This is a genomic window from Streptomyces sp. NPDC015125 (genome assembly GCF_043080045.1).
GTDB lineage: Bacteria > Actinomycetota > Actinomycetes > Streptomycetales > Streptomycetaceae > Streptomyces.
Genome location: NZ_JBIBVF010000018.1, coordinates 169,676 through 191,400 on the forward strand (window position 1 = coordinate 169,676; position 21,725 = coordinate 191,400).

The window sequence follows — 21,725 nt, forward strand, 5'->3', positions numbered from 1 at the left end:
CGCTCACCATTGAACCGAACGATCGGTCGGTCGGGAGCGAGGGGGCACCACATGACGACGATCGCGCCGGAAGAGACGGCGGCCCGCGAGGCCGTATTCGACGCCACCGTGGCCGCGGACGAACGCATCGAGCCGCGGGACTGGATGCCGGACGCCTACCGCTCGACGCTCGTGCGCCAGATCGCGCAGCACGCCCACTCCGAGATCATCGGCATGCAGCCGGAGGGCAACTGGATCACCCGGGCGCCGTCCCTGCGCCGCAAGGCGATCCTGATGGCCAAGGTGCAGGACGAAGCCGGCCACGGCCTGTATCTCTACAGCGCCGCCGAGACCCTGGGCACCGGCCGCGACGAACTGCTCGACAAGCTGCACTCCGGCCGCCAGAAGTACTCCTCGATCTTCAACTACCCGACCCTGACCTGGGCCGATGTCGGGGCCGTCGGCTGGCTGGTGGACGGCGCGGCGATCACCAACCAAGTCCCGCTCTGCCGCTGTTCGTACGGCCCCTACGCCCGCGCAATGGTCCGTATCTGCAAGGAGGAGTCCTTCCATCAGCGACAGGGCTACGAGGCCCTGCTGGCCCTCAGCCGCGGCACCGAGGCGCAGCACGCCATGGCGCAGGATGCGGTGAACCGCTGGTGGTGGCCGTCACTGATGATGTTCGGCCCGCCGGACGACGAGTCATCGCACTCCGCGCAGTCCATGGCCTGGAAGATCAAGCGGCACTCCAACGACGAGCTGCGCCAGCGCTTCGTGGACATCTGCGTCCCCCAGGCCGAAGCCCTCGGGCTCACGCTCCCCGACCCGGAGCTGACGTGGAACGACGAGCGCGGCCACTGGGACTTCGGCCCGATCGACTGGGCCGAGTTCCGTGAGGTCCTCAAGGGCAACGGCCCCTGCAACGACCAGCGGATAAGCCGCCGCCGGCAGGCTCACGAGGACGGCGCCTGGGTGCGCGAGGCAGCCGCCGCACACGCGGCCAAGCACGGGGAGGTCACCCGATGACGACACCACGCCCTGCCGAAGCCCCCGCGGCCACCGCGGGGACGGCCGCCCGGCCCGCCGACTGGCCCCTGTGGGAGGTCTTCGTCCGCAGCCGCCGCGGACTCTCCCACACCCACGCCGGCAGCCTGCACGCACCGGACGCCGAGATGGCGCTGCGCAACGCCCGCGACCTCTACACCCGCCGCTCGGAAGGCGTCTCCCTCTGGGTGGTGCCCTCCGCGCAGGTCACCGCCTCCTCGCCGGACGAGAAGGACAGCTTCTTCGAGCCGGCCGGTGACAAGCCCTACCGCCACCCGACCTTCTACGAGATCCCGGACGGGGTGCATCACCTTTGATGAACGTCACCGCCACCCCGGCCCTGCCGCTCGGGGACGACGCCCTGATCCTCTCCCACCGCCTGGGCGAGTGGGCCGGGCGCGCCCCGGTCCTGGAGGAGGAGGTCGCACTGGCCAATATCGCGCTGGACCTGCTCGGCCAGGCCCGTGTACTGCTCTCCCTCGCCGGTGACGAGGACGAACTGGCCTATCTGCGCGAGGAGCGGCAATTCCGCAACCTCCAGCTCGTCGAGCAGCCCAACGGCGACTTCGCCCACACCATCGCCCGCCAGCTCTACTTCTCCACCTACCAGGAGCTGCTGTTCGACCATCTCGCCACCACCGAGAGCGAATTGGCACCGCTGGCCGCGAAGGCCGTCAAGGAGGTCGCCTACCACCGCGACCACGCTCATCAGTGGACGCTGCGCCTGGGTGACGGCACCGACGAGAGCCACACCCGGATGCAACGTGCCCTGGACGCCCTCTGGCGCTTCACCGACGAACTGTTCGAGCCGGTGGCAGGACTGGAAACGGTGCCCTGGCCGGCCCTGCACGACAGCTGGACCGCACGCATCACCGCCACTCTGGAGCAAGCCACTCTCACCGTCCCCGAAGGCCCCCGGCACGGCGCCTGGACGGCCGGCGCGGGCCGCCAGGGCCTGCACACCGAATCGTTCGGACGGCTGCTCGCCGAAATGCAGCACCTCCACCGCAGCCACCCGGGGGCGGCATGGTGACCACCACCGCCCTCGAAGAGGAACTGCTTGCCCTGGCGGGCTCCGTTCCCGACCCCGAGCTGCCGGTGCTCACCCTCGCCGAACTGGGCGTGCTGCGCGGGGTCCAGCTGACCGCCCCCGGCCGGGTCGAGGTGCGGCTCACCCCCACCTACACCGGTTGCCCCGCCATCGAGACGATGTCGGCCGATATCGAGCGAGTGCTGCACGACCACGGGATACCCGAGGTCGAGGTCCGAACGGTCCTCAGCCCGCCGTGGACCACGGACGCGATCACCGCCGAGGGCCGCCGCAAGCTCGCCGAATTCGGTATCGCACCCCCGCGCCCCACGGGACCGGCGGGCGGCCCGGTCGCCGTCGACCTCACCCTCCGCTGCCCGCACTGCGGATCGACCGACACCACCCTGCTGAGCCGGTTCTCCTCCACCGCGTGCAAGGCGCTGCGACGCTGTGAGTCCTGCCGCGAACCCTTCGACCACTTCAAGGAGTTGTGATGTTCCACCCGCTCCGGGTCCGGGAGATCGAACGGCTCACGGACGACGCGGTGGCCGTCACCTTCGCGGTCCCGCCCGAGCTGCGCACGACCTTCCGGCACACTCCCGGACAGCACATCGCCCTGCGCAGATCGGTCGACGGCCAGGAGATCCGCCGTACGTACTCCATCTGCACCCCGGCCACCGACCAGCCCGTACTGCGAGTAGGTATCCGCCTCGTCGAGGACGGCGCCTTCTCGACCTACGCGCTCAAGGAACTCACCGTCGGCGACACGGTGGAGGTGATGGCCCCGGCCGGCCGGTTCACCCTCGAACCACGCCCCGGACACTTCGTCGCAATCGTCGGCGGCAGTGGCATCACCCCCGTGCTGTCCATCGTCTCCACCCTGCTCGACCGGCAGCCGGACGCCCACTTCTGCCTCATCCGCAGCGACCGCACGGCGGCGTCGACGATGTTCCTGGAGGAGGTGGCCGACCTCAAGGACCGCTATCCCCAGCGCTTCCAGCTCATCCACACCCTCTCGCGCGAGGAACAACAAGCCGGCCTGCCCTCCGGGCGCCTGGACGAGACCCGGCTCCGCTCCCTCCTGCCCGCGCTCCTGAAGATCGACTCCGTCGACGGCTGGTACCTCTGCGGCCCCTACGGCCTGGTCCAGGGCGCCGAACGCGCCCTCCGCGCCCTCAACGTGCCCCGCACCCGCATCCACGAAGAAATCTTCCACGTCGACAACGGCGCCCCGACCGCCCCCGCCGCCCCCGCGCACAGCACCGTGACCGCCACCCTCGACGGCCGCTCCGGCACCTGGCCGGTCCACGACCGGGAGTCGCTGCTCGAGGCAGTCCTGCGCAACCGCGCGGACGCCCCGTACGCCTGCAAGGGCGGCGTCTGCGGCACCTGCCGCGCCTTCCTGGTCTCGGGCGAGGTCCGCATGGACCGCAACTTCGCCCTGGAGTCCGAAGAAGTCGACGCGGGGTACGTCCTCGCCTGCCAGTCCCACCCGGCCACAGAGAAGGTCGAACTGGACTTCGACCGATGAATCGATGAATCGATGAATCCGATCCGGGCGGGCGCGACCGGACGGACTCAGCAGGCTCCCCACGACTCCGTCCCTCACCCGTCCGCCGCCGTCATCCCTTCCGCCGCTTTCACCGGATCCGCCCCTTCCACGGGATCCGCCATTCCCAATTCCTGGAACATGTTCTACCTTGACGCATCGTCAGTTCGAGGCGCGGCGTGGGAGGACAGAGCAATGGACTTCACCTTCACCGAGGAGCAGCAGGCCGCCGTCGAAGCGGCCAAGGCCGTCTTCGCGGGGGTCGCTCCGGACGGCGTGCCCAGCCCGGCGCTCACCCCCGGTGCGGTCGCCGACGACTTCGACCGCACCCTGTGGCGCAAGCTCGCCGACGCCGACCTGCTGAGCCTGCCGATCGCGCCCGAGCACGGCGGCGCGGGCCTCGACCCGATCGCGCTCTGCCTCGTACTCCGCGAGTCGGCCAAGGTGCTGGCGCGGGTGCCGCTGCTGGAGGCCGGCGCCGCCGCGCTCACCCTCCAGCGTTACGCGGCCGACGAGTTGTGTGCCCAAGTGCTGCCCCGGATTGCTGCCGGGGACCTCGTCGTGACCGTCGCCACCAGCGGCCGCACCGGGCACGAACCGGCCGAACTTGCCGTTGACGCCCGCCAGGAGGGTGCCGACTGGATCTTCGACGGGGTCCAGACAGCCGTTCCCTGGGCCCAGACCGCGGACCGGATCCTGCTCCCCGCCCACGCCCCCGAAGGCCACGCCGTACTCGCCCTCGTCCCCCGCACCCACCAGGGCGTCACACTCGACGACCAGATATCCACCACCGGAGAGCGCCTTGCCGAGGTCCGGCTGGATTCCGTACGCCTCAGCGCCCGGGAAACGATCACTGCCCCGCTCGCCTGGGAGTTGCTGCGCAACGTTCTGACCACCGGTACCTGTGCACTCGCCCTGGGCCTGGGCGAGCGCGTCCTCGCCATGACCAGCGACTACACGAGCAAGCGCGAGCAGTTCGGATTCCCGGTGGCCACCTTCCAGGCCGTCGCCGTCCAGGCCGCCGACCGTTTCATCGACCTGCGCGCCATGGAGGCCACCCTCTGGCAGGCCGCCTGGCGCATCACCACCGACGCGGCCGGCCCGCTCCCGCCCGCCGGGGATATCGCGGTCGCCAAGATCTGGGCCTCGGAGGGCGTACGCCGCGTCGTCCAGACCGCCCAGCACCTTCATGGCGGCTTCGGTGCCGACACCGACTACGCACTGCACCGCTATCACGCCTGGGCCAAACAGCTGGAGCTCTCCCTCGGCCCCGCCGCCGCCCACGAGGAGGCCCTTGGCAACCTGCTCGCAGCACACCCGCTGCGCTGAGGCGGGAGCAGAGAGAAGGCGCACAGCAGGCGTCCGCCACCGCGGCACCGAGTTACCGAGCCTTGACCCGGCAGCCACCACTGCACGCCCCACCGCCCCGGCTCCCGGCTCCCGGCTCCCGGCTCCCGGCTCCCGGCTCCCGGCTCCCGGCTCCCGGCTAGATGACCACGCCGGCGCCGCCCTTGCCATCCGACACGGGGCGACCGGCGGCCTCCCAGGCCTGCATGCCGCCCGCGACGTTCACCGCGTCGACGCCCTGCTGGACCAGATACTGCGTCACCTGCGCCGAGCGCCCACCGACCCGGCACAGCACATACACCCTGCCGTCCGCGGGGGCCGCTTCGGTCAACTCTCCGTAGCGGGCGACGAACGCACTCATCGGAATGTGCAGCGCGCCCTCGGCGTGCCCGGCCTCCCACTCGTCGTCCTCACGCACGTCCAGGAGGAAGTCCTCCGGCGTAAGAGCGTCGACATCGACCGTGGGCACAGAACCAAATTGCATGGTCCCGACGCTACCCGACCAGCTGCGCGAGGTACGTCTCGCGTTCCGCAACATCGGCGAGCAGCTTCTCGGCGATCTCGTCCAGCAGCGCGTCCGGGTCCTCCGGCGCCATCTTGATCATCGAGCCGATCGCGCTCTCTTCCAGCTCGGAGGCCATGGCAGCCAGCAGCTCCTTGCGCTCGGCGAGCCACTCCAGCCGGGCGTAGAGCTCCTCGCTCTCGCTGAGCCGCTCCTCGGCCGGCGCGGGGCCGGCCTCCCATTCCTGCGCCAGCTCCCGCAGCAGGGCCTCGTTACCCTGCCCGTACGCTGCGTTGACCCGCGCGATGAACTCGTCCCGCCGTGTCCGCTCGGCATCGTCCCGCGCCAGGTCCGGATGGGCCTGGCGCACCAGATCGCGATAGACCTTGCGGGCCTCTTCGCTCGGCCGCACCTTCTGTGGCGGCTGCACCGGCTGCTCGGTGAGCATCGCCTGCGCCTCGGAGAACAGCCCGTCCGAGCCCATCCAGCCGTGGAACAGCTCCTCGACTTCCGGCATCGGCAGCACCGACGCACGTGCCTCGTGCGCCTTACGGACGTCCTCCGGAGCCCCCGTACGCGCCGCCACCGCCTCGGCGATCTGCGCATCGAGCTCGTCCAGCCGCGCGTACATGGGGCCGAGCCGCTGGTGGTGCAAGCGGGAGAAGTTCTCCACTTCCACCCGGAAGGTCTCCACCGCGATCTCGAACTCGATCAGCGCCTGCTCCGCGGCCAGGACCGCCTTCGCCAGCCGCCGGGTCGCCTCGTCCTGAGCCGCCTGCTCACCCGGGGCGCCGCCCGGCTCGCCCTCCGCCGCGGCCCGAGCGGTAGGCGAATCGCCCAGAGCTCCTTGGCCGGCGTCCACCTCTTCGGGGGCCCCGGTCCGGTCTCCCGAGCCGCCGTCCTGCCCGACCTGGGCTCTCTGACCGCCGCCGCGGGCGTCCGGTGCCTGCGGCGCGGCCGTGGCGTCCGGGGTGCCCGGTACGTCCGGTCGGTGCTGACCGTCCTGCGTGTTCTCCGCGTGCGAGTTCGTCACCCGGTCAGCGTACGGCCCACGCCGGGCCGGGCCCTCCACGGCCATTCGCTCGCTTCCTACCGGGGCCCTCCCTCCCCTCCCCTCCCCACCCACCCCCTCACCCTGCCCCCACCCCTCAGCCAGCGGGCTCCTCAGCCCACGGGCTCCTCAGCCGACCGGCTCCTCAGCCGACCGGCTCCTCAGCTGCCTCCTCCGTCGACAGCCCCGGCAGTCCTGACAGCCCCGGGCAGGCGCCAGCTGCCCCGACAGGCCCCAGCAACCCCAGGAGCCCGACAGGCCCAGCCCCGACGGGCCCGGGAGCCCCGGCAGCCCCCAGCGCCCCCTCAATCAGCCAACGGATCCCTCGGCAGTCCGCCCACCAGCCCCGTGTCGGCAGCCTTCTCATCAGCCGACCAAGCGGCGCAGACATCCCCCGGCCCGGGCTGGCGGCCGGGGCCTCGCCGGCGTCCGTGGCCACGCGTCAACGGTCCGCGGGCCGTCATGACGACACCGCGACGGCGGAACGCCGCCGACCGCTCCGTTTCCGCGAGCTGCCTAAACCCGGCACACGTGTCCCGGCGGACCGCCGCCCCACAGCTCCCTTCCCGGGCAGAGCTCCCGCCCCCGCTACTCCGCCCCCGGACCCGGCGGTGCCCCCGAACGCTCGCCGCTCCAACCTCCCGAACCCCGGCCGGGAGCCCGAGCGCCGCCTCCCTCACACCCCCGTCTCCGCCGGGATCCGCCCGTTCTTCACCGCTGTGGCCAGCTCCGCATGGTCTGCTTCCGTGCGGTCCGCGTAAGTGACCGCGAAGTTCGCGATCGCCTCGTCCAGTTCCTCGTTCTTGCCGCAGTAGCCCGCCAAAAGGCGTGGGTCGGCGCTGTGCGCATGGGCTCGGGCCAGGAGAGCACCGGTCATACGGGCGTAGTCATCCATCTGATCGCCGGACAGCTGCGCCGGGTCCACGCTGCCCTTGCGGTTTCTGAACTGGCGGACCTGGAAGGCCTTCCCTTCCCGCCGGCCGTTCCCCACGGTCGCGCCGCCGCCCGGCGACGCCGCGTCCTGCACCGTCGCCCAGCCCAGCAGAATGTCGCTGACCACCTGCATCCGGCGCTGCCCGAGCACCACCCGGCGTCCCTCGTGCACCACCTGGGGCACCGGGAAGCCGGCCTTCGCCACGAACGGCACCAGCACCGAGGCGCGGGCCTCCTTCACCTGCAGGACGAGCGGCTCGCCCCGGTGGTCCAGCAGCAGCACCACATACGACCGCAGCCCCACACTGCCGGTGCCGACCACTCGGAAGGCCACGTCGTGTACCGCGTGCCGAGCCATCAAGGGCAGCAGGTCCTCGGGGAGCGTCTCCAGATAGCCGATGAGAGATGCGGCCACGGCGGCCGCTTCCGCATCCGGCACCCGCCGCAACACCGGCTGAGCGTCCACGAACCGGCGGCCACCGTCCGGCGTCTCCTCCGTCGCCTTTGCCGCGAACCGCGCGCTGGTGTTTTTGCGCGCCTTGTCCGCTACCCGCTCCAGCGTCCCCACGAGATCCTTTGCGTCAGCGTGCGAGACCAGCGCCTCGTCGGCGATAGCGTTCCACGCCTCGGTCACCGGCAGCTTCGCCAACAACCGCATCGTGCGCCGGTACGCGCCCGCCGCGTCCTGCGCCGCCTTGCGGCAGTCGTCCTCGCCGGCGCCCGCCTCCCGGCCTGCCAGCACCATCGACGTCGCAAGCCGCTTCACGTCCCACTCCCACGGCCCGTACAAGGTCTCGTCGAAGTCGTTGAGATCGATGACGAGCTGACCGCGGGCGTCGCCGTAGAGTCCGAAGTTGGCGGCGTGGGCGTCTCCGCAGATCTGCGTGCCGATGCCCGTCACGGGGCTGCCCGTCAGGTCGTACGCCATCAGGCCCGCAGAGCCACGGAGGAAGGCGAAGGGGCTCGCGGCCATCCGGCCGACCCGTATCGGTGTCAGTTCAGCCAGTCGGCCGGCATTGGACTGCTCAACCGCCGCGACCGCATCCGGCCGCCCGGCCGTGAGCGACAGCGCGGCCTGCTCGGCACGCGGAACGTGCTCCCGCAGGGCACGCCCGGCGGCCTTGGGCGACGTCCCCTGCTCGTCCGCCTTCGCAAACCCCGGTACATACGGCACACGCGGCATAGCGGGCCACCTCCCCCTTCACGACCTGCGCTCTTGTGTCCTTGTCCGCTGCGTCCATCAGCCCGCCGAGCGAACCCGGCCTGCCGACGAGCAATGACGTTACCGAGATCCCGTCACAACCTGCAGGGCCTGTGGATAACTCTCCGGATCCCCGAACCACGGAATCCCGACCCCCGGATTCTCCGAACATCGGAATCCGAGGACGCCGAGCCCTGGGAACATCGAACTCTCGGAACGTCGGAGCCGCAGAACTCGGGATATCCGGACCTCCATGTCCCCAATCACCCCAAGCACCCCAAGCGCCCGCGCACTCGGGGTGCTTCGAGCCGTGTCCACTTCCTCCTCCTTCTCCTCGCCTCCCAGAGACGACCGTGCCCCTCCCGGCAACGCAGGGCCCGGAGGGGCACGGAACACAGAGGGACACACCACAGCGGCACTCTCAACTGCCGCAAAACCGTCCACCGGCCACGAGGCACCACACGCAGACACCAGCCAGACGGCAGACGGCAGGCACCACCCCATCCCCATCCACCGGCCTCCGCCCCGCCCCGCCCCCAAGCGACCGCTAAACCCCCACTGCCTCCTCCATCTCCACATCCGCCTCGGCAGCCGCAGCCGCAGCCATGTCCACAGCCATAGCCGCATCCACATCGGCCCCAGCGCCCGCTTCCGGCCCTGCTCCCCCTGCCGACCGCTCCATCCGACTTCCCCGCTTCCACGTCGGCTCCGGCTCCGGCACCGTTGCCGCCACAGCGGCCGCCGCCACCGCCGCGGCATTGGCCGCTGCCTCCGCCTCCGCGGTACGCCGCCGCTTCTCGGCCAGCGCCGCCACCCCGACCATCAGCAGGCCGGCGACCAGCCACCACACCAGCGTCCAGACGTGTCCCGACAGGCCGTAATTGTCGAAGTAGACGTGGCTGCGGGTGCCCTCCACGAAGCCCGCGCCGTTCCAGAAGGAGTGCAGGGCCGCGAAAAATCCGTTCTGCATCTCTGGGCGGAAAATCCCGCCGGAGGACGTGAAGTTGAGCATCACGAAGAGAGCCATCACGCCGAGCGTGGTCCAGCGCTTGAGGAAGGTGTGCAGGCCGGTGCCGATCAGCAGAATGCCGGCGGAGTAGAGCCAGGCCATGCCCCACAGACCCCGGAGACCGTGGTCGACGAGGTGGAAGACCGGACCGGCGAACGCCGCCCCGATGAGGCTGACGACGAAGGACGTGCCGATCGCCAGCGCCGCACGCAGGCGGATCGGCAGCACGGCCCCGGCACCGCCGATCACCGCGACCGAGGCGTACGAGCCGATGCTGATCGCGACCAGCAGGAAGAAGATGCCCTGCCCGGTCGGGTCGTCCTCGGCCGTCGGCGCCACGTCCGTGACCTTCAACGGAGCGCCTTGTTGCGCCGCGATCGGGGTGAAGACCTTCTGTACGACGGAAGCGCTGCTGTCGGATCCCGCGGTCGCCACCAGCAGCTCGGGCGCCGCCTTCGCCGAAGCCGCCGCTGTCCCGCCGGCACCGGCACCTCCCGTCGCCCCCTTCGCCGAAAGCCTCTCCGCCCCCTTCGCCGAAGTCTTCCGCGCGACGTTCGCCGAAGCCTTCCCCGCGACGTTCGCCGAAGACTTCGTCGCGCCCTTCACCGAAGCCTTCGTCGCATCCTGCGCATGGATCGCATACGCACCGAAGATCTCCTGGTGCTTGAGCCGGTCGACCGCCGCCGACCGGTCACCGACGGTCCGCACCTCCAGGTCACCGTCCGCCTTGTCGTTGATCGACTGGGCGAGCAACTGCGCGCTCCGGCCCGATCCGACGACCGCCACGGGCAGGTGATGCGGTGCGGGGTTCGCAAAGGCGCCCAGGTACGCCAGCCCCATCCCGATGCACATCAGCAGTGGGGTGATCAGGTGCGTCAGCACATGCCGCAGCCCGGCGGAGTGGGCGGAGCGCGCGGAACGGTGGCCGCCGTATCGCTCGCTTCGGTGGTCGGGACGTCGGACCGTACTCATGGGGCAGGCCTTCTCAGCTCGTCGGCTCAACTGTTGCCACCTACCGACCCGATCAGTAGTTGGCTAATACAACTCTCAATGCACGTTGTACTATACAACTACATCTACGAAAGGCAACCCGTGGCCCACCGCGACGACTCCGTCGAGACCATCCAGCAGGAGATGACCGCGTTCGCCCGCAGGGCCCGCGCGACCGCCGCCCGGATGCACCCCGAGCTGTCACTGGTCTCCTACACCCTGCTGGCACACCTCGACGACCAGCACGGATGCCGCGCCACCGACCTCGCCGCGCACTATCTTCTGGACAAGTCCACGGTCAGCCGGCAGATCGCCGCACTGGAGAAGCTCGACTTCGTCGAGCGCCGCGTCGACCCGGAGGACCACCGGGTCCAGGTGCTGCACCCCACCGAGAAGGGCGCCCAGGTTCTCGCCAACGTCACCGCCAGCCGCCGCAAGGCGTTCCAGGAGCGGCTGGCCGACTGGGACGAGGACGACCTCGACCGCTTCGCCACCTACCTGCTGCGCTACAACGCCGCCCAGGAACGGCTGGGATAGGGAGCCGCTCGCTTCCGGGGCTGCTCACTTCCGGAACCGCGGGCCGCTCACTTCCGGAACCGCTCCGGACACTGCCCGCCATCCGCGAGATAGGTCTCCGCCCAGCGCCCCAGCTCCTTGAGCGCGGGCTCCATCGCGAGACCGGCCTCCGTCAGCCGGTAGGAGACGCGCAACGGCGGGCCCGCATCCACCTCGCGCACGAGCAGACCGGTCGCCGCCAGCTCCACGAGGCGGTCGGAGAGCATCCGCTCACTGATTCCGGGGATGGCCCGCCGCAGATCGGCGAAGTGCACCGGCGCCGGCATCAGGGTGGCGACGATCAGCCCCGTCCAGCGCTTCCCGAACAACTCGAAGACGCGCGTCACACCGTCGTCGACCTGCCTGCACACCGCCTCGCCCTGATCCGCCATACAGCCAGAGTACCGCCCTCTCGTTGGCTACTGCAGAAAAGTAAGCTCCTGTGTTATTAATAGGGACGTACGGAATTCAACCAGTGGCCGCGCACCGCCCGGCCGCGTATCGAAGGACCGATTCCCATGGCCACGCTCCTGCTCATCGACTCCTCCCTCTCCCCCGAGGGCGGCTCCGCCTCCCGCTCGGTCACCGCGGCCTTCCGCAAGGCCTGGGAGGAGCAGCACCCCGACGGCACCGTGATCCACCGCGACCTGGCCGCCGACCCGCTGCCGCACCTCGACGGCATCGGCGCCTCCGCCGGCTTCTCCGACCCGGCCGGCCACACCCCCGAGCAGCAGGCGGCCTTCGCGCTGCGCGTGAAGCTGGCCGAGGAGCTGGAGCAGGCCGACGCGATCGTCATCGGCGCTCCGATGTACAACTTCACGATTCCCTCCACGCTCAAGGCGTGGCTCGACCAGGTGATCATCATGGGCCGCACCTCGGGCGGGCAGCCGTCCGCCAAGGGCACCCCGGTCACCGTCGTCGCCAGCCGCGGCGGTTCGTACGCGCCGGGCACGCCCCGCGAGCCCTTCGAGTACGTCCAGAACTACCTGGAGGCCGTGCTGGGCGGCGGGCTGGGGCTCGAAGTCGACTTCATCGTCCCCGAGCTGACCATGGCCCCCAACAACCCGGCGATGGCCGAGCTCATCCCGCTGTACGAGACCTCCCGCGACAAGGCCCACGAGGACGCGGCGGCCAAGGCCAAGGCCCTCGTCGCCCGCTTCGCCGCCTGAGACCGCCCAGAGCCCCCTCCCGAGGGGAGCCGCTGACGCTGCCTCATACGGCCTGATACGACTCACGGCAGCCGCACGGCCTCACGGCAGCCTCATGCGGTCTCGCACGACATCAACGGCCCCCACCGCCCCACGCGGGGCGGGCGCCCCCACCGCCCCATGCGGGGCGGGCGCCCTCACCGCGGCGCCCGCCCCGCGGCGCAAGCCGACCTCAATCCCCCGGTCTGCGCGGCCCGTTGGCCCGCACTTCCCGTGCGGCCACGCCGGAGTCGAAGAGCCGGAGGCCAAAGAGGAGAACCAGCGCTCGCGGCGCCCCGGGGACACAGCCAGGGCAATCGATCACGAAAGGTGACACCTGAGCCACGAAGTGCAACAGGAGTCACCTCCCCAAGGCCCCAGCAGCCACACATGTGACGCACCCCTCAAGCCGCCCAAGCCGCCCAAGCCGCCCAGCAGCCTCAAGCCGCCGGGCACCACCCCCACCCCGCCCCCGCAGCCCCCCGGTGACATACGCAACAACGTGACGAACACAACGAAAGACCCCCGGTCTCCGGATTTCTCCGGAGACCGGGGGTCTCATCTGTGCGCGAGGGGGGAGTTGAACCCCCACGCCCTTTCGGGCACTGGAACCTGAATCCAGCGCGTCTGCCTATTCCGCCACCCGCGCATGGGTGCTGCCGTTTGATGTTCTCACATGATCCGGGTTGTTCCGTCCGGGTCTTGTGCGAGCGCCTTCCGACATCCAGAACACTAGCACGCTGACGGGGGTGCCTTCACACGCCTTTTCCCCGGTCCGCGCCCTGCGGCGGCCCCGGACCGCACCCCCCTGTGCCTCGGACATTCGCCGAGCACTGCCCAAAGGGTTCACACTCGCGGTAGCCGCAACAGGAGCGGGGCCATCCGGCCCCCTCCGGGCCGGCCGGAACGGGCCGGCGCATGCGTCATGTCCGACTCCGGCACCCGCCCGGCGGGAGTGCCCGGCGGTTGCGGGACACTGTCTACGGGGCACATCTACGATCGCAGTGCACGAGCAGTGGGCAAGGAGCAAGCAAGCACCGGGCAACCCTGTGAGGGGCGACACTCGTCCTCAAGGCGGGAAAGGGGAACCAGCCGATTTCCCTACGCGTGGATACGATCAGTAAGCAGTATCAGGACGACTCGATCAGGACGACCCCGACGAAGACTGAGGAAGGAGGTGCCCCGTGGGAGTACTGAAGCGTTTCGAGCAGCGTCTCGAAGGTCTCGTCAACGGCACCTTCGCCAAGGTGTTCAAGTCCGAGGTGCAGCCCGTTGAGATCGCCGGCGCCCTGCAGCGCGAGTGCGACAACAACGCCACCATCTGGAACCGCGACCGCACGGTCGTCCCCAACGACTTCATCGTCGAGCTGAGCACCCCGGACTACGAGCGGCTGAGCCCCTACAGCGGGCAGCTCGGCGACGAGCTCTCCAGCATGGTCCGCGACTACGCCAAGCAGCAGCGCTACACCTTCATGGGCTCGATCAAGGTCCATCTGGAGAAGGCCGACGATCTCGACACCGGCCTGTACCGCGTCCGCAGCCGTACGCTCGCCTCCAGCTCGTCCCAGGACCAGCCGGGCCCGGCGGCCGCTCAGGGCGCCGCGGCACCCCGCGGCGGCCGTCCCGGCGGCGGCCACGTGAGCCCGCCCCCCATGCCTTCGTCCCCGCCTCCCGGCGGCGCACAGCCCGCACCCCGTGCGGCACCGCCCGGTGCAGGACCGCAGCCCCACGCGCAGACCAGGCGCTGGATCGAGATCAACGGCACCCGCCACCAGATCTCGCGCCCGACGCTCGTGCTGGGCCGCAGCACCGACGCTGACGTACGGATCGACGACCCGGGTGTCTCCCGGCGTCATTGTGAGATCCGGGTCGGAACGCCCCCCACGATCCAGGATCTGGGCTCCACGAACGGCATCGTGGTAGACGGGCAGCACACCACTCACGCTAATCTCCGCGACGGCTCGCGGATTGTCGTGGGCAGTACCACCATCGTTTACCGGCAAGCCGAAGGGTGAAGCGGGGGCAATGTCAGAGCTGACCCTCACGGTCATGCGGTTGGGTTTCCTCGCCGTACTGTGGCTGTTCGTCATCGTGGCCGTTCAGGTCATCCGCAGCGATCTGTTCGGCACGCGCGTCACACAGCGCGGCGCCGCCCGCCGCGGCGGACAGGAAGCACGTACGCAGCGACAGGCGGCCGCACCGCCACCGCAGCAGCAGCGCCGCCAGGAAGGCGGTCGCGGCAACAACCGGCAGCGCCGCGGAGCACCCACCAAGCTGGTGGTCTCCGAGGGCTCGCTGACCGGTACCACCGTCGCCCTCCAAGGCCAGACCATCTCCCTGGGCCGTGCGCACGACTCCACGATCGTGCTGGACGACGACTACGCGTCCAGCAGGCATGCCAGGATCTACCCGGACCGTGACGGCCAGTGGATCGTCGAGGACCTCGGTTCCACCAACGGCACGTACCTGGACCGGACCCGACTGACGACCCCGACACCGATTCCGCTGGGAGCCCCGATCCGCATCGGCAAGACCGTCATCGAGCTGCGGAAGTAGTACGACAATGAGCGAGCGGAGCGAGCGAGCCGCGACGGTCCACTCGGCGGACCCGGGCGTGCTCCCGACCGGAGGGTGGGCAGTGTGGCTCGACGAGACCGGCTGTACCCCGAGCCGACGGGTGAGGTGCACATGAGCTTGTCACTGCGCTTCGCCGCCGGATCGCACAAGGGCATGATCCGTGAGGGCAACGAGGACTCCGGCTATGCCGGGCCACGGCTGCTCGCCATCGCCGACGGCATGGGCGGCCAGGCCGCCGGTGAGGTCGCCTCCTCCGAGGTGATCTCCACGCTCGTCCAGCTCGACGACGACGTCCCCGGCTCCGACCTCCTCACCTCCCTGGGCACGGCCGTCACACGCGCCAATGACCAGCTGCGGGTGATGGTCGAGGAGGACCCCCAGCTGGAGGGCATGGGCACGACCCTGACCGCCCTGCTGTGGACCGGTCAGCGGCTCGGCCTCGTCCACGTCGGTGACTCGCGGGCGTATCTGCTGCGCGACGGCGTGCTGACCCAGATCACCCAGGACCACACCTGGGTGCAGCGGCTGGTCGACGAGGGCCGGATCACCGAAGAGGAAGCCACCACCCATCCGCAGCGGTCGCTGCTGATGCGGGCGCTGGGCAGCGGCGATCATGTCGAGCCCGATCTGTCGATCCGCGAGGTGCGGGCCGGCGACCGGTATCTGATCTGCTCGGACGGACTGTCCGGGGTCGTCAGCCACCAGACGCTGGAGGAGACCCTCGCCAGCTACCACGGGCCGCACGAGACCGTGCAGGAGCTGATCCAGCTCGCCCTGCGCGGTGGCGGACCCGACAACATCACCTGCATCGTCGCCGACGTCCTGGACGTGGACGGCAACGACACGATGGCCGGCCAGCTCAACGACACCCCGGTCATCGTCGGCGCCGTCGCGGAGAACCAGCACCAGCTCAGCGACCCGAGCACGCTGCAGACCCCCGCAGCGCGGGCCGCCGAGCTCGGCCGGCCGGGCGGGCAGCCGTCCGCGCCCGGGGGCGCCTTCGGGCCGCCCGGCAGCGGTGAGCACGAGGTCGGCGGGCCGCCGCAGGGCTCGTTCGGTGCGTTCATCGACGAGGACTTCGTCAAGCCGCGCCGGCGTGGGCGGTGGCTGAAGCGGTCGCTGTTCATCGCGCTGGCGCTGGCCGTCGTGGGCGGCGGGTGCTACGCGGGCTACAACTGGACGCAGACCCAGTACTTCGTCGGAGCCAAGGACGATCACGTCGCGCTCTACCGGGGCATCAGCCAGGACCTCGCGTGGATAAAGCTCAACGACGTGGACGAGGACCATCCCGAGATCGAACTCAAGTACCTGCCGCTGTACCAGCGCAACCAGGTCAAGGAGACGATCGCGGTCGACAGCCGCACGCAGGCCGGCGAAAAAGTCACCGAACTGAACAACCAGGCCACTGCCTGCCGTACTAAGGAGCAGCGGGAGGCAGCCGAACGCGAGGCGGCGCGTCACCCGGGCAGGGGCCAGGCGGGCACACCGTCCAAGCCTGGTACCCCGTCCAAGCCCGGTACCCCGTCGAAGTCCGGTTCACCGAGCACCCGGCCCGGTTCCACCGGCAAGGCGGGCAACGACAGCGGCACCGGCGCGGCCGGCACGCTGGCGGCGACCACGTCTCCGAAACCCACACCCAGCACCAGCCAGGCCGCCCCCTCCGAGGAGCAGATGCAGCTGGAAAAAAATTGCAGCACCCAGCAGTGAGGGCCTAGGGGGCCGTAGATCTCATGAGCAGCAGCACCACCAACACCACCACCATTGGCACCGTCGGAGCTCCGAGCCGCCGCAACACCGAGCTGGCGATGCTCGTTTTCGCGGTGCTGGTTCCGGTATTCGCGTACGTCAACGTCGGTCTGGCGAAGGACGGTTCGGTACCGGCCGGTGTGCTGGGATACAGCCTGGGCCTGGGCCTGCTGGCCGGCGTCGCGCATCTCGTCGTCCGCAAGTGGGCGCCGTACGCGGACCCGCTGATGCTGCCCGTCGCCACCCTGCTCAACGGGCTGGGACTGATCTTCATCTGGCGGCTGGACCAGGAGCCGCAGATCAGCACCCCGCAGCTGGGCGGCGCGATGGCACCAGGGCAGCTGATGTGGTCGACGCTCGGTGTTGCGCTCTTCCTCGGCGTGCTGATCTTCCTCAAGGATCACCGTGTCCTGCAGCGCTACACCTACATCTCGATGGTGTTGGCGCTGGTCCTCCTGGTCTTGCCGGTCTTCTTCCCGGCCCGCTTCGGCGCGCGTATCTGGATCTCCATTCCCGGTGTCGGTTCGCTGCAGCCGGGCGAGTTCGCGAAGATCATCATCGCGATCTTCTTCGCGGGCTACCTGATGGTGAAGCGGGACGCGCTGGCGCTTGCCAGCCGCCGCTTCATGGGCCTGTACCTGCCACGCGGCCGTGACCTCGGTCCGATCCTGGTGATCTGGGCGCTCAGCCTGATGATCCTGGTCTTCGAGACCGACCTGGGTACCTCGCTGCTCTTCTTCGGCCTCTTCGTGATCATGCTGTACGTCGCCACCGAGCGCACCAGCTGGATCGTCTTCGGTCTGCTGCTGAGCGCGGGCGGCGCGGTGGCGGTGGCCACCTTCGAGTCCCACGTGCAGGTTCGTGTCCACAACTGGCTCAACCCGCTGGAGCCGCTCAACGGCGGTGTCACCGAGACCGCCCAGGCCATGTACTCCTTCGGCTCCGGCGGCATCCTCGGGTCGGGCCTCGGCCAGGGCTACTCCCGCCTCATCGGCGGTATCGCGCCGAAGAGCGACTACATCCTCGCCACCGTCGGCGAGGAGATCGGCCTGGCCGGCCTCATGGCCATCCTGATGCTCTACGGCCTGCTGATCGAGCGCGGTATCCGCACGGCGCTGGCCGCCCGCGACCCGTTCGGCAAGCTGCTGGCGATCGGCCTGTCCGGCGCCTTTGCGCTGCAGGTCTTCGTCGTCGCCGGTGGTGTGACGGGCCTGATCCCCCTGACGGGTATGACGATGCCGTTCCTCGCCCAGGGTGGCTCGTCCGTGATCGCCAACTGGGCACTGGTCGCGATCCTGCTCCGGATCAGCGACACCGCGCGTCGTCCGGCGCCGGCTCCCGCCCCGTCCACCGACGCCGAGATGACCCAGGTGGTCCGCCCGTGAACAAGCCCCTGCGCCGGGTCGCGATCTTCTGCGGCCTGCTCGTCCTCGCTCTGCTCGTCCGCGTCAACTGGGTGCAGTTCGTCCAGGGTGATGCGCTCAAGAACGACCCGCACAACCGCCGGGTCGCCATCGAGCGCTACAGCACGCCGCGCGGCAACATCATCGTCGACGGCAAGGCCATCACCGGCTCCACGACCACCGACAGCGGCGACTTCAAGTACAAGCGCACGTACAAGAACGGCAAGATGTGGGCGCCGGTCACCGGCTACGCCTCGCAGGCCTTCGACGCCAACCAGCTCGAGAAGCTGAACGACGGCATCCTGTCCGGCACCGACGACAGGCTCTTCTTCAGCCGCACGGTCGACATGTTCACCGGCGGCAAGCAGAAGGGCGGCAACGTGGTGACCACCCTCGACGCCAAGGCCCAGAAGGCCGCCTACGACGGCCTCGGCAAGCAGAAGGGCGCGGTCGCCGCGATCAACCCGGAGACCGGCGCGATCCTGGCCCTGGCCAGCACCCCGTCGTACGACCCGTCCACCTTCGCGGGGATGAGCAACAAGGACGCCGAGGCGTACGGCGCGCTGCAGAAGAAGAGCGACCCCGACGAGCCGATGCTCAACCGGGCGCTGCGCCAGACCTACCCGCCCGGCTCCACCTTCAAGGTCGTCACGGCCTCGGCGGCACTGCAGAACGGCCTCTACAAGGACGTCGACGCCAAGACCGACTCGCCGCTGCCCTACACGCTCCCCGACACCTCGGGCCTCCCGCTGAACAACGAGGGCAACATCCCCTGCGAGGACGCCACGCTGCGTGAGGCGCTGCGCTGGTCCTGCAACACGGTGTTCGGCAAGATCAGCGCGGACCTCGGCAACAAGAAGATGAAGGCCGAGGCGGAGAAGTTCGGCTTCAACGACCCGGGGATCAACACTCCGGTCCGCGCCTCGGAGAGCATCTACCCCGAGGACAACCGGCCGCAGAACGCCATGGCGGGCATCGGCCAGGCCTCCAACCGCGCCACGCCGCTGCAGATGGCCATGGTCGCCTCGGCGGTCGCCAACGGCGGCAAGCTGATGAAGCCGTACATGGTCGACCAGCTGGTCGCGCCGAACCTCAATGTGGTCCAGAAGCAGACGCCGCAGGAGATGAGCCGGCCGCTCAGCCCGGAGAACGCCCAGAAGGTCCAGAGCATCATGGAGACCGTGGTCCAGCAGGGCACGGGAACCAACGCCCAGATCCCCGGCGTCACAGTCGGCGGTAAGACCGGTACCGCACAGCACGGCGAGAACAACAAGGACAATCCGTACGCCTGGTTCATTTCCTACGCGAAAACCGACAAGGGCAGCCCCGTGGCGGTCGCGGTCGTCATTGAGGGATCCGACACTCTTCGCGACGACATCGCCGGCGGAAAGCTTGCGGCTCCGGTCGCGAAGAGCGTCATGCAGGCAGTACTCGAAGGCCAGAAGTGACTCGGATCATGCCAATACCGGTCACGTATCAGGTTGCGGCTCCGGCCCGGTCCGGTACGGCGTGCCGGGTACGGTATGCCCGGACAGCACACCGCCGGACCACACACCGGTGCGGTCGGGACTGACGGAGAGGGCTGGAGAAGCTTATGGAAGAGCCGCGTCGCCTCGGCGGCCGGTACGAGCTGGGCTCGGTGCTCGGCCGCGGTGGCATGGCCGAGGTGTACCTCGCGCATGACACCCGCCTGGGCCGCACCGTAGCTGTGAAGACGCTGCGGGTGGACCTCGCCCGTGACCCGTCCTTCCAGGCCCGGTTCCGCCGTGAGGCCCAGTCGGCCGCCTCGCTGAACCATCCGTCGATCGTCGCGGTCTACGACACCGGCGAGGACTACGTCGACGGTGTCTCGATCCCGTACATCGTCATGGAGTACGTCGACGGCTCCACGCTGCGTGAGCTTCTGCACTCCGGAAGAAAGCTGCTGCCCGAGCGGTCGCTGGAGATGACCACCGGTGTCCTCCAGGCGCTGGAGTACTCCCACCGGGCCGGCATCGTCCACCGCGACATCAAGCCGGCCAACGTCATGCTGACGCGCACCGGCCAGGTCAAGGTCATGGACTTCGGCATCGCCCGGGCCATGGGCGACGCCGGGATGACGATGACGCAGACCGCGGCGGTCATCGGCACGGCGCAGTACCTCTCTCCCGAGCAGGCCAAGGGCGAGCAGGTCGACGCCCGCTCCGACCTGTACTCCACCGGCTGTCTGCTCTACGAGCTGCTCACGGTCCGGCCGCCGTTCGTCGGTGACTCACCGGTCGCGGTGGCCTATCAGCATGTCCGCGAGGAGCCCCAGAAGCCCAGCAACTTCGACCCCGAGATCACGCCGGAGATGGACGCCATCGTCCTGAAGGCGCTGGTCAAGGACCCGGACTACCGCTACCAGTCGGCCGACGAGATGCGGGCCGACATCGAGGCGGCGCTGGACGGACAGCCGGTGGCGGCGACCTCCGGCATGGGCGCGGGCGGCTACGACCAGGACCAGCCGACCACCATGCTGCGGCCGCAGGACCCGGCCGGCCAGACCTCCATGCTGCCGCCGATGAACGCGGACGACGGGGGCTACGGCTACGACGACCGCGGCGACCGGCGCCGTGGCGGCGGCCAGAAGAAGAGCAACACCTCGACCATCCTGCTGGTGCTGGCGGCCGTCCTCGTCCTGGTCGGTGCGATCTTCATCGGCAAGGCGATGTTCACCGGCAACAACAAGGGCGGCACGACGCCGGTGCCCAACCTCGTCGGCAAGACCCTCAAGGAAGCCAAGGCGTTCGGCAGGAACGGCAGCTTCAAGGTCGCCGAGGGCGGTAGCAAGGCCTGTGACAACGTCAAGAAGGGCCGGGTCACCGAGCAGGACAAGAAGCCCGGGGGGGAGATCGAGAAGAATGACACGATCACCGTGACCCTGTGCACGGGCGCCGTCAAGGTCACCGTTCCGGACGTGGAGGACCTTTCGTTCGACAATGCCGTCGACCGCCTTGAGCGCAAGGGCTTCAAGAACGTCAAAAAGGTCTCTCAGGAGTCCGAGCGGAATCCGGACACCGTGCTCAAGCAGAACCCGGCAGGCCAGAGCGAGGCGACCAAGTCCACGGTCATCGTTCTCACCGTCGCTCAGGAGATCCAGAAGCAGACGGTCCCGTCCGTCACCGGACAGGACTTCGCTGCAGCCCAGAAGCAGCTGCAGTCGCTGGGCTTCCAGGTCAGCAAGACCGAGCAGGAAGTCCCCGACCCGAACCAGGTCGGCAAGGTGCTCAAGCAGAGCCCCGACGGCAACACCCCGGCCAAGCAAGGTTCCACGGTGACCCTCACGGTCGGCAAGGCCGGCGCTCAGACACCGGTTCCGGGTGTGGTCGGCCAGACCCTGAAGGATGCGAAGAAGGCGCTTCAGCAGGCCGGCTTCACCAACATCCAGCTCGCCGGCGGCAGTCCGCAGGACGACAACGCCCGCGTCGCCACCCAGGACCCGCAGCCCAACACACCGTCCGACCCCAAGACCACCACCGTGACGCTGACCACCATCGGCGGTGGCGGCAACGGCGGCGACAACGGCGGTGGCCTCTTCGGCGGAGCGTTCGGAGGCAACCACTAGCGGTCCCTGCGACAACGAAGAAGCCCCGGCCCCCTT

The 21,725-nt window shown here is 69.6% G+C and carries 19 protein-coding genes and 1 tRNA gene; 14 read left to right on the plus strand and 6 right to left on the minus strand.

Features of this window, described 5'->3' with window-relative positions; genetic code table 11:
• Positions 1-51 precede the first annotated feature (51 nt).
• The 6 genes from paaA to ACF088_RS29835 all read left to right on the plus strand — a co-directional run bounded on the left by paaA (position 52) and on the right by ACF088_RS29835 (position 4,931).
• Complete coding sequence (gene paaA / locus ACF088_RS29810) at positions 52-1,005, plus strand: 1,2-phenylacetyl-CoA epoxidase subunit PaaA (RefSeq protein WP_392378964.1); 954 nt, start codon at positions 52-54, stop codon at positions 1,003-1,005.
• Positions 1,002-1,340 carry a 1,2-phenylacetyl-CoA epoxidase subunit PaaB gene (paaB, locus tag ACF088_RS29815; protein WP_392378965.1) on the plus strand — a complete coding sequence of 113 codons (339 nt, stop codon included), beginning with the start codon at positions 1,002-1,004 and terminating at the stop codon, positions 1,338-1,340. The genes paaA and paaB overlap by 4 nt, the downstream gene beginning before the upstream one ends.
• Positions 1,340-2,056 (plus strand): 1,2-phenylacetyl-CoA epoxidase subunit PaaC, encoded by a 717-nt coding sequence (gene paaC, locus ACF088_RS29820; protein WP_392378966.1) that lies wholly within the window; start codon positions 1,340-1,342, stop codon positions 2,054-2,056. Before paaB ends, paaC begins: the two co-directional genes overlap by 1 nt.
• Positions 2,050-2,547, plus strand: coding sequence for a 1,2-phenylacetyl-CoA epoxidase subunit PaaD (gene paaD, locus ACF088_RS29825; RefSeq protein ID WP_392378967.1), 498 nt, complete (start codon positions 2,050-2,052; stop codon positions 2,545-2,547). Before paaC ends, paaD begins: the two co-directional genes overlap by 7 nt.
• Positions 2,547-3,584 carry a 1,2-phenylacetyl-CoA epoxidase subunit PaaE gene (gene paaE / locus ACF088_RS29830; RefSeq protein ID WP_392378968.1) on the plus strand — a complete coding sequence of 346 codons (1,038 nt, stop codon included), beginning with the start codon at positions 2,547-2,549 and terminating at the stop codon, positions 3,582-3,584. The genes paaD and paaE overlap by 1 nt, the downstream gene beginning before the upstream one ends.
• A 213-nt stretch (positions 3,585-3,797) precedes the next feature.
• Positions 3,798-4,931 (plus strand): acyl-CoA dehydrogenase family protein, encoded by a 1,134-nt coding sequence (locus ACF088_RS29835; protein WP_392378969.1) that lies wholly within the window; start codon positions 3,798-3,800, stop codon positions 4,929-4,931.
• Positions 4,932-5,088: 157 nt separating this feature from the next.
• Here the strand turns inward: ACF088_RS29835 and ACF088_RS29840 are convergent, their stop codons facing one another.
• The 4 genes from ACF088_RS29840 to ACF088_RS29855 form a co-directional block, all read right to left on the minus strand.
• Complete coding sequence (locus tag ACF088_RS29840) at positions 5,089-5,433, minus strand: rhodanese-like domain-containing protein (protein ID WP_392378970.1); 345 nt, start codon at positions 5,431-5,433, stop codon at positions 5,089-5,091.
• A gap of 10 nt (positions 5,434-5,443) precedes the next feature.
• Complete coding sequence (locus ACF088_RS29845) at positions 5,444-6,484, minus strand: J domain-containing protein (RefSeq protein WP_392378971.1); 1,041 nt, start codon at positions 6,482-6,484, stop codon at positions 5,444-5,446.
• A gap of 694 nt (positions 6,485-7,178) precedes the next feature.
• Positions 7,179-8,618 carry a DUF2252 domain-containing protein gene (locus ACF088_RS29850; RefSeq protein ID WP_392378972.1) on the minus strand — a complete coding sequence of 480 codons (1,440 nt, stop codon included), beginning with the start codon at positions 8,616-8,618 and terminating at the stop codon, positions 7,179-7,181.
• Positions 8,619-9,183: 565 nt separating this feature from the next.
• Entirely contained in the window at positions 9,184-10,617 is a 1,434-nt protein-coding gene (locus ACF088_RS29855) for an ABC transporter permease (RefSeq protein WP_392378973.1), read from the minus strand.
• A gap of 120 nt (positions 10,618-10,737) precedes the next feature.
• On the opposite strand from ACF088_RS29855, the gene ACF088_RS29860 reads away from it, so the two are divergent.
• Complete coding sequence (locus ACF088_RS29860; RefSeq protein WP_392379001.1) at positions 10,738-11,172, plus strand: MarR family winged helix-turn-helix transcriptional regulator; 435 nt, start codon at positions 10,738-10,740, stop codon at positions 11,170-11,172.
• A 47-nt stretch (positions 11,173-11,219) separates the two neighbouring features.
• Here the strand turns inward: ACF088_RS29860 and ACF088_RS29865 are convergent, their stop codons facing one another.
• Positions 11,220-11,582 (minus strand): winged helix-turn-helix transcriptional regulator, encoded by a 363-nt coding sequence (locus ACF088_RS29865; RefSeq protein WP_392378974.1) that lies wholly within the window; start codon positions 11,580-11,582, stop codon positions 11,220-11,222.
• Positions 11,583-11,708: 126 nt separating this feature from the next.
• On the opposite strand from ACF088_RS29865, the gene ACF088_RS29870 reads away from it, so the two are divergent.
• Positions 11,709-12,359 (plus strand): FMN-dependent NADH-azoreductase, encoded by a 651-nt coding sequence (locus ACF088_RS29870; RefSeq protein ID WP_392378975.1) that lies wholly within the window; start codon positions 11,709-11,711, stop codon positions 12,357-12,359.
• Between the two features lie 583 nt (positions 12,360-12,942).
• On the opposite strand, the gene ACF088_RS29875 is transcribed toward ACF088_RS29870, so the two are convergent.
• A tRNA-Leu gene (locus ACF088_RS29875) sits at positions 12,943-13,026 on the minus strand.
• Between the two features lie 535 nt (positions 13,027-13,561).
• On the opposite strand from ACF088_RS29875, the gene ACF088_RS29880 reads away from it, so the two are divergent.
• The 6 genes from ACF088_RS29880 to pknB all read left to right on the plus strand — a co-directional run bounded on the left by ACF088_RS29880 (position 13,562) and on the right by pknB (position 21,689).
• A complete protein-coding gene (locus ACF088_RS29880; RefSeq protein WP_392378976.1) occupies positions 13,562-14,392 on the plus strand; it encodes an FhaA domain-containing protein in 831 nt (276 codons plus the stop codon).
• Between the two features lie 10 nt (positions 14,393-14,402).
• Positions 14,403-14,933 carry an FHA domain-containing protein gene (locus ACF088_RS29885; protein WP_249634310.1) on the plus strand — a complete coding sequence of 177 codons (531 nt, stop codon included), beginning with the start codon at positions 14,403-14,405 and terminating at the stop codon, positions 14,931-14,933.
• Positions 14,934-15,065: 132 nt separating this feature from the next.
• A complete protein-coding gene (locus ACF088_RS29890) occupies positions 15,066-16,661 on the plus strand; it encodes a PP2C family protein-serine/threonine phosphatase (RefSeq protein WP_392379002.1) in 1,596 nt (531 codons plus the stop codon).
• Positions 16,662-16,684: 23 nt separating this feature from the next.
• Entirely contained in the window at positions 16,685-18,085 is a 1,401-nt protein-coding gene (locus ACF088_RS29895) for an FtsW/RodA/SpoVE family cell cycle protein (RefSeq protein ID WP_392378977.1), read from the plus strand.
• On the plus strand, positions 18,082-19,551 hold the full coding sequence (locus tag ACF088_RS29900) for a peptidoglycan D,D-transpeptidase FtsI family protein (protein ID WP_392378978.1): 1,470 nt from the start codon (positions 18,082-18,084) through the stop codon (positions 19,549-19,551). The genes ACF088_RS29895 and ACF088_RS29900 overlap by 4 nt, the downstream gene beginning before the upstream one ends.
• 146 nt (positions 19,552-19,697) lie before the next feature.
• Complete coding sequence (pknB, locus tag ACF088_RS29905; protein WP_392378979.1) at positions 19,698-21,689, plus strand: Stk1 family PASTA domain-containing Ser/Thr kinase; 1,992 nt, start codon at positions 19,698-19,700, stop codon at positions 21,687-21,689.
• The last annotated feature ends 36 nt before the right edge of the window (positions 21,690-21,725 follow it).

Excerpts from the sequence above, each read along its gene's own strand:
- paaA (WP_392378964.1), top strand. The coding sequence starts at position 52 with ATGACGACGATCGCGCCGGAAGAGACGGCGGCCCGCGAGGCCGTATTC.
- paaB (WP_392378965.1), top strand. The coding sequence starts at position 1,002 with ATGACGACACCACGCCCTGCCGAAGCCCCCGCGGCCACCGCGGGGACG.
- paaC (WP_392378966.1), top strand. The coding sequence starts at position 1,340 with ATGAACGTCACCGCCACCCCGGCCCTGCCGCTCGGGGACGACGCCCTG.
- paaD (WP_392378967.1), top strand. The coding sequence starts at position 2,050 with ATGGTGACCACCACCGCCCTCGAAGAGGAACTGCTTGCCCTGGCGGGC.
- paaE (WP_392378968.1), top strand. The coding sequence starts at position 2,547 with ATGTTCCACCCGCTCCGGGTCCGGGAGATCGAACGGCTCACGGACGAC.
- ACF088_RS29835 (WP_392378969.1), top strand. The coding sequence starts at position 3,798 with ATGGACTTCACCTTCACCGAGGAGCAGCAGGCCGCCGTCGAAGCGGCC.
- ACF088_RS29840 (WP_392378970.1), bottom strand. The coding sequence starts at position 5,433 with ATGCAATTTGGTTCTGTGCCCACGGTCGATGTCGACGCTCTTACGCCG.
- ACF088_RS29850 (WP_392378972.1), bottom strand. The coding sequence starts at position 8,618 with ATGCCGCGTGTGCCGTATGTACCGGGGTTTGCGAAGGCGGACGAGCAG.
- ACF088_RS29855 (WP_392378973.1), bottom strand. The coding sequence starts at position 10,617 with ATGAGTACGGTCCGACGTCCCGACCACCGAAGCGAGCGATACGGCGGC.
- ACF088_RS29865 (WP_392378974.1), bottom strand. The coding sequence starts at position 11,582 with ATGGCGGATCAGGGCGAGGCGGTGTGCAGGCAGGTCGACGACGGTGTG.
- ACF088_RS29870 (WP_392378975.1), top strand. The coding sequence starts at position 11,709 with ATGGCCACGCTCCTGCTCATCGACTCCTCCCTCTCCCCCGAGGGCGGC.
- ACF088_RS29885 (WP_249634310.1), top strand. The coding sequence starts at position 14,403 with ATGTCAGAGCTGACCCTCACGGTCATGCGGTTGGGTTTCCTCGCCGTA.
- ACF088_RS29890 (WP_392379002.1), top strand. The coding sequence starts at position 15,066 with ATGAGCTTGTCACTGCGCTTCGCCGCCGGATCGCACAAGGGCATGATC.
- ACF088_RS29895 (WP_392378977.1), top strand. The coding sequence starts at position 16,685 with ATGAGCAGCAGCACCACCAACACCACCACCATTGGCACCGTCGGAGCT.
- pknB (WP_392378979.1), top strand. The coding sequence starts at position 19,698 with ATGGAAGAGCCGCGTCGCCTCGGCGGCCGGTACGAGCTGGGCTCGGTG.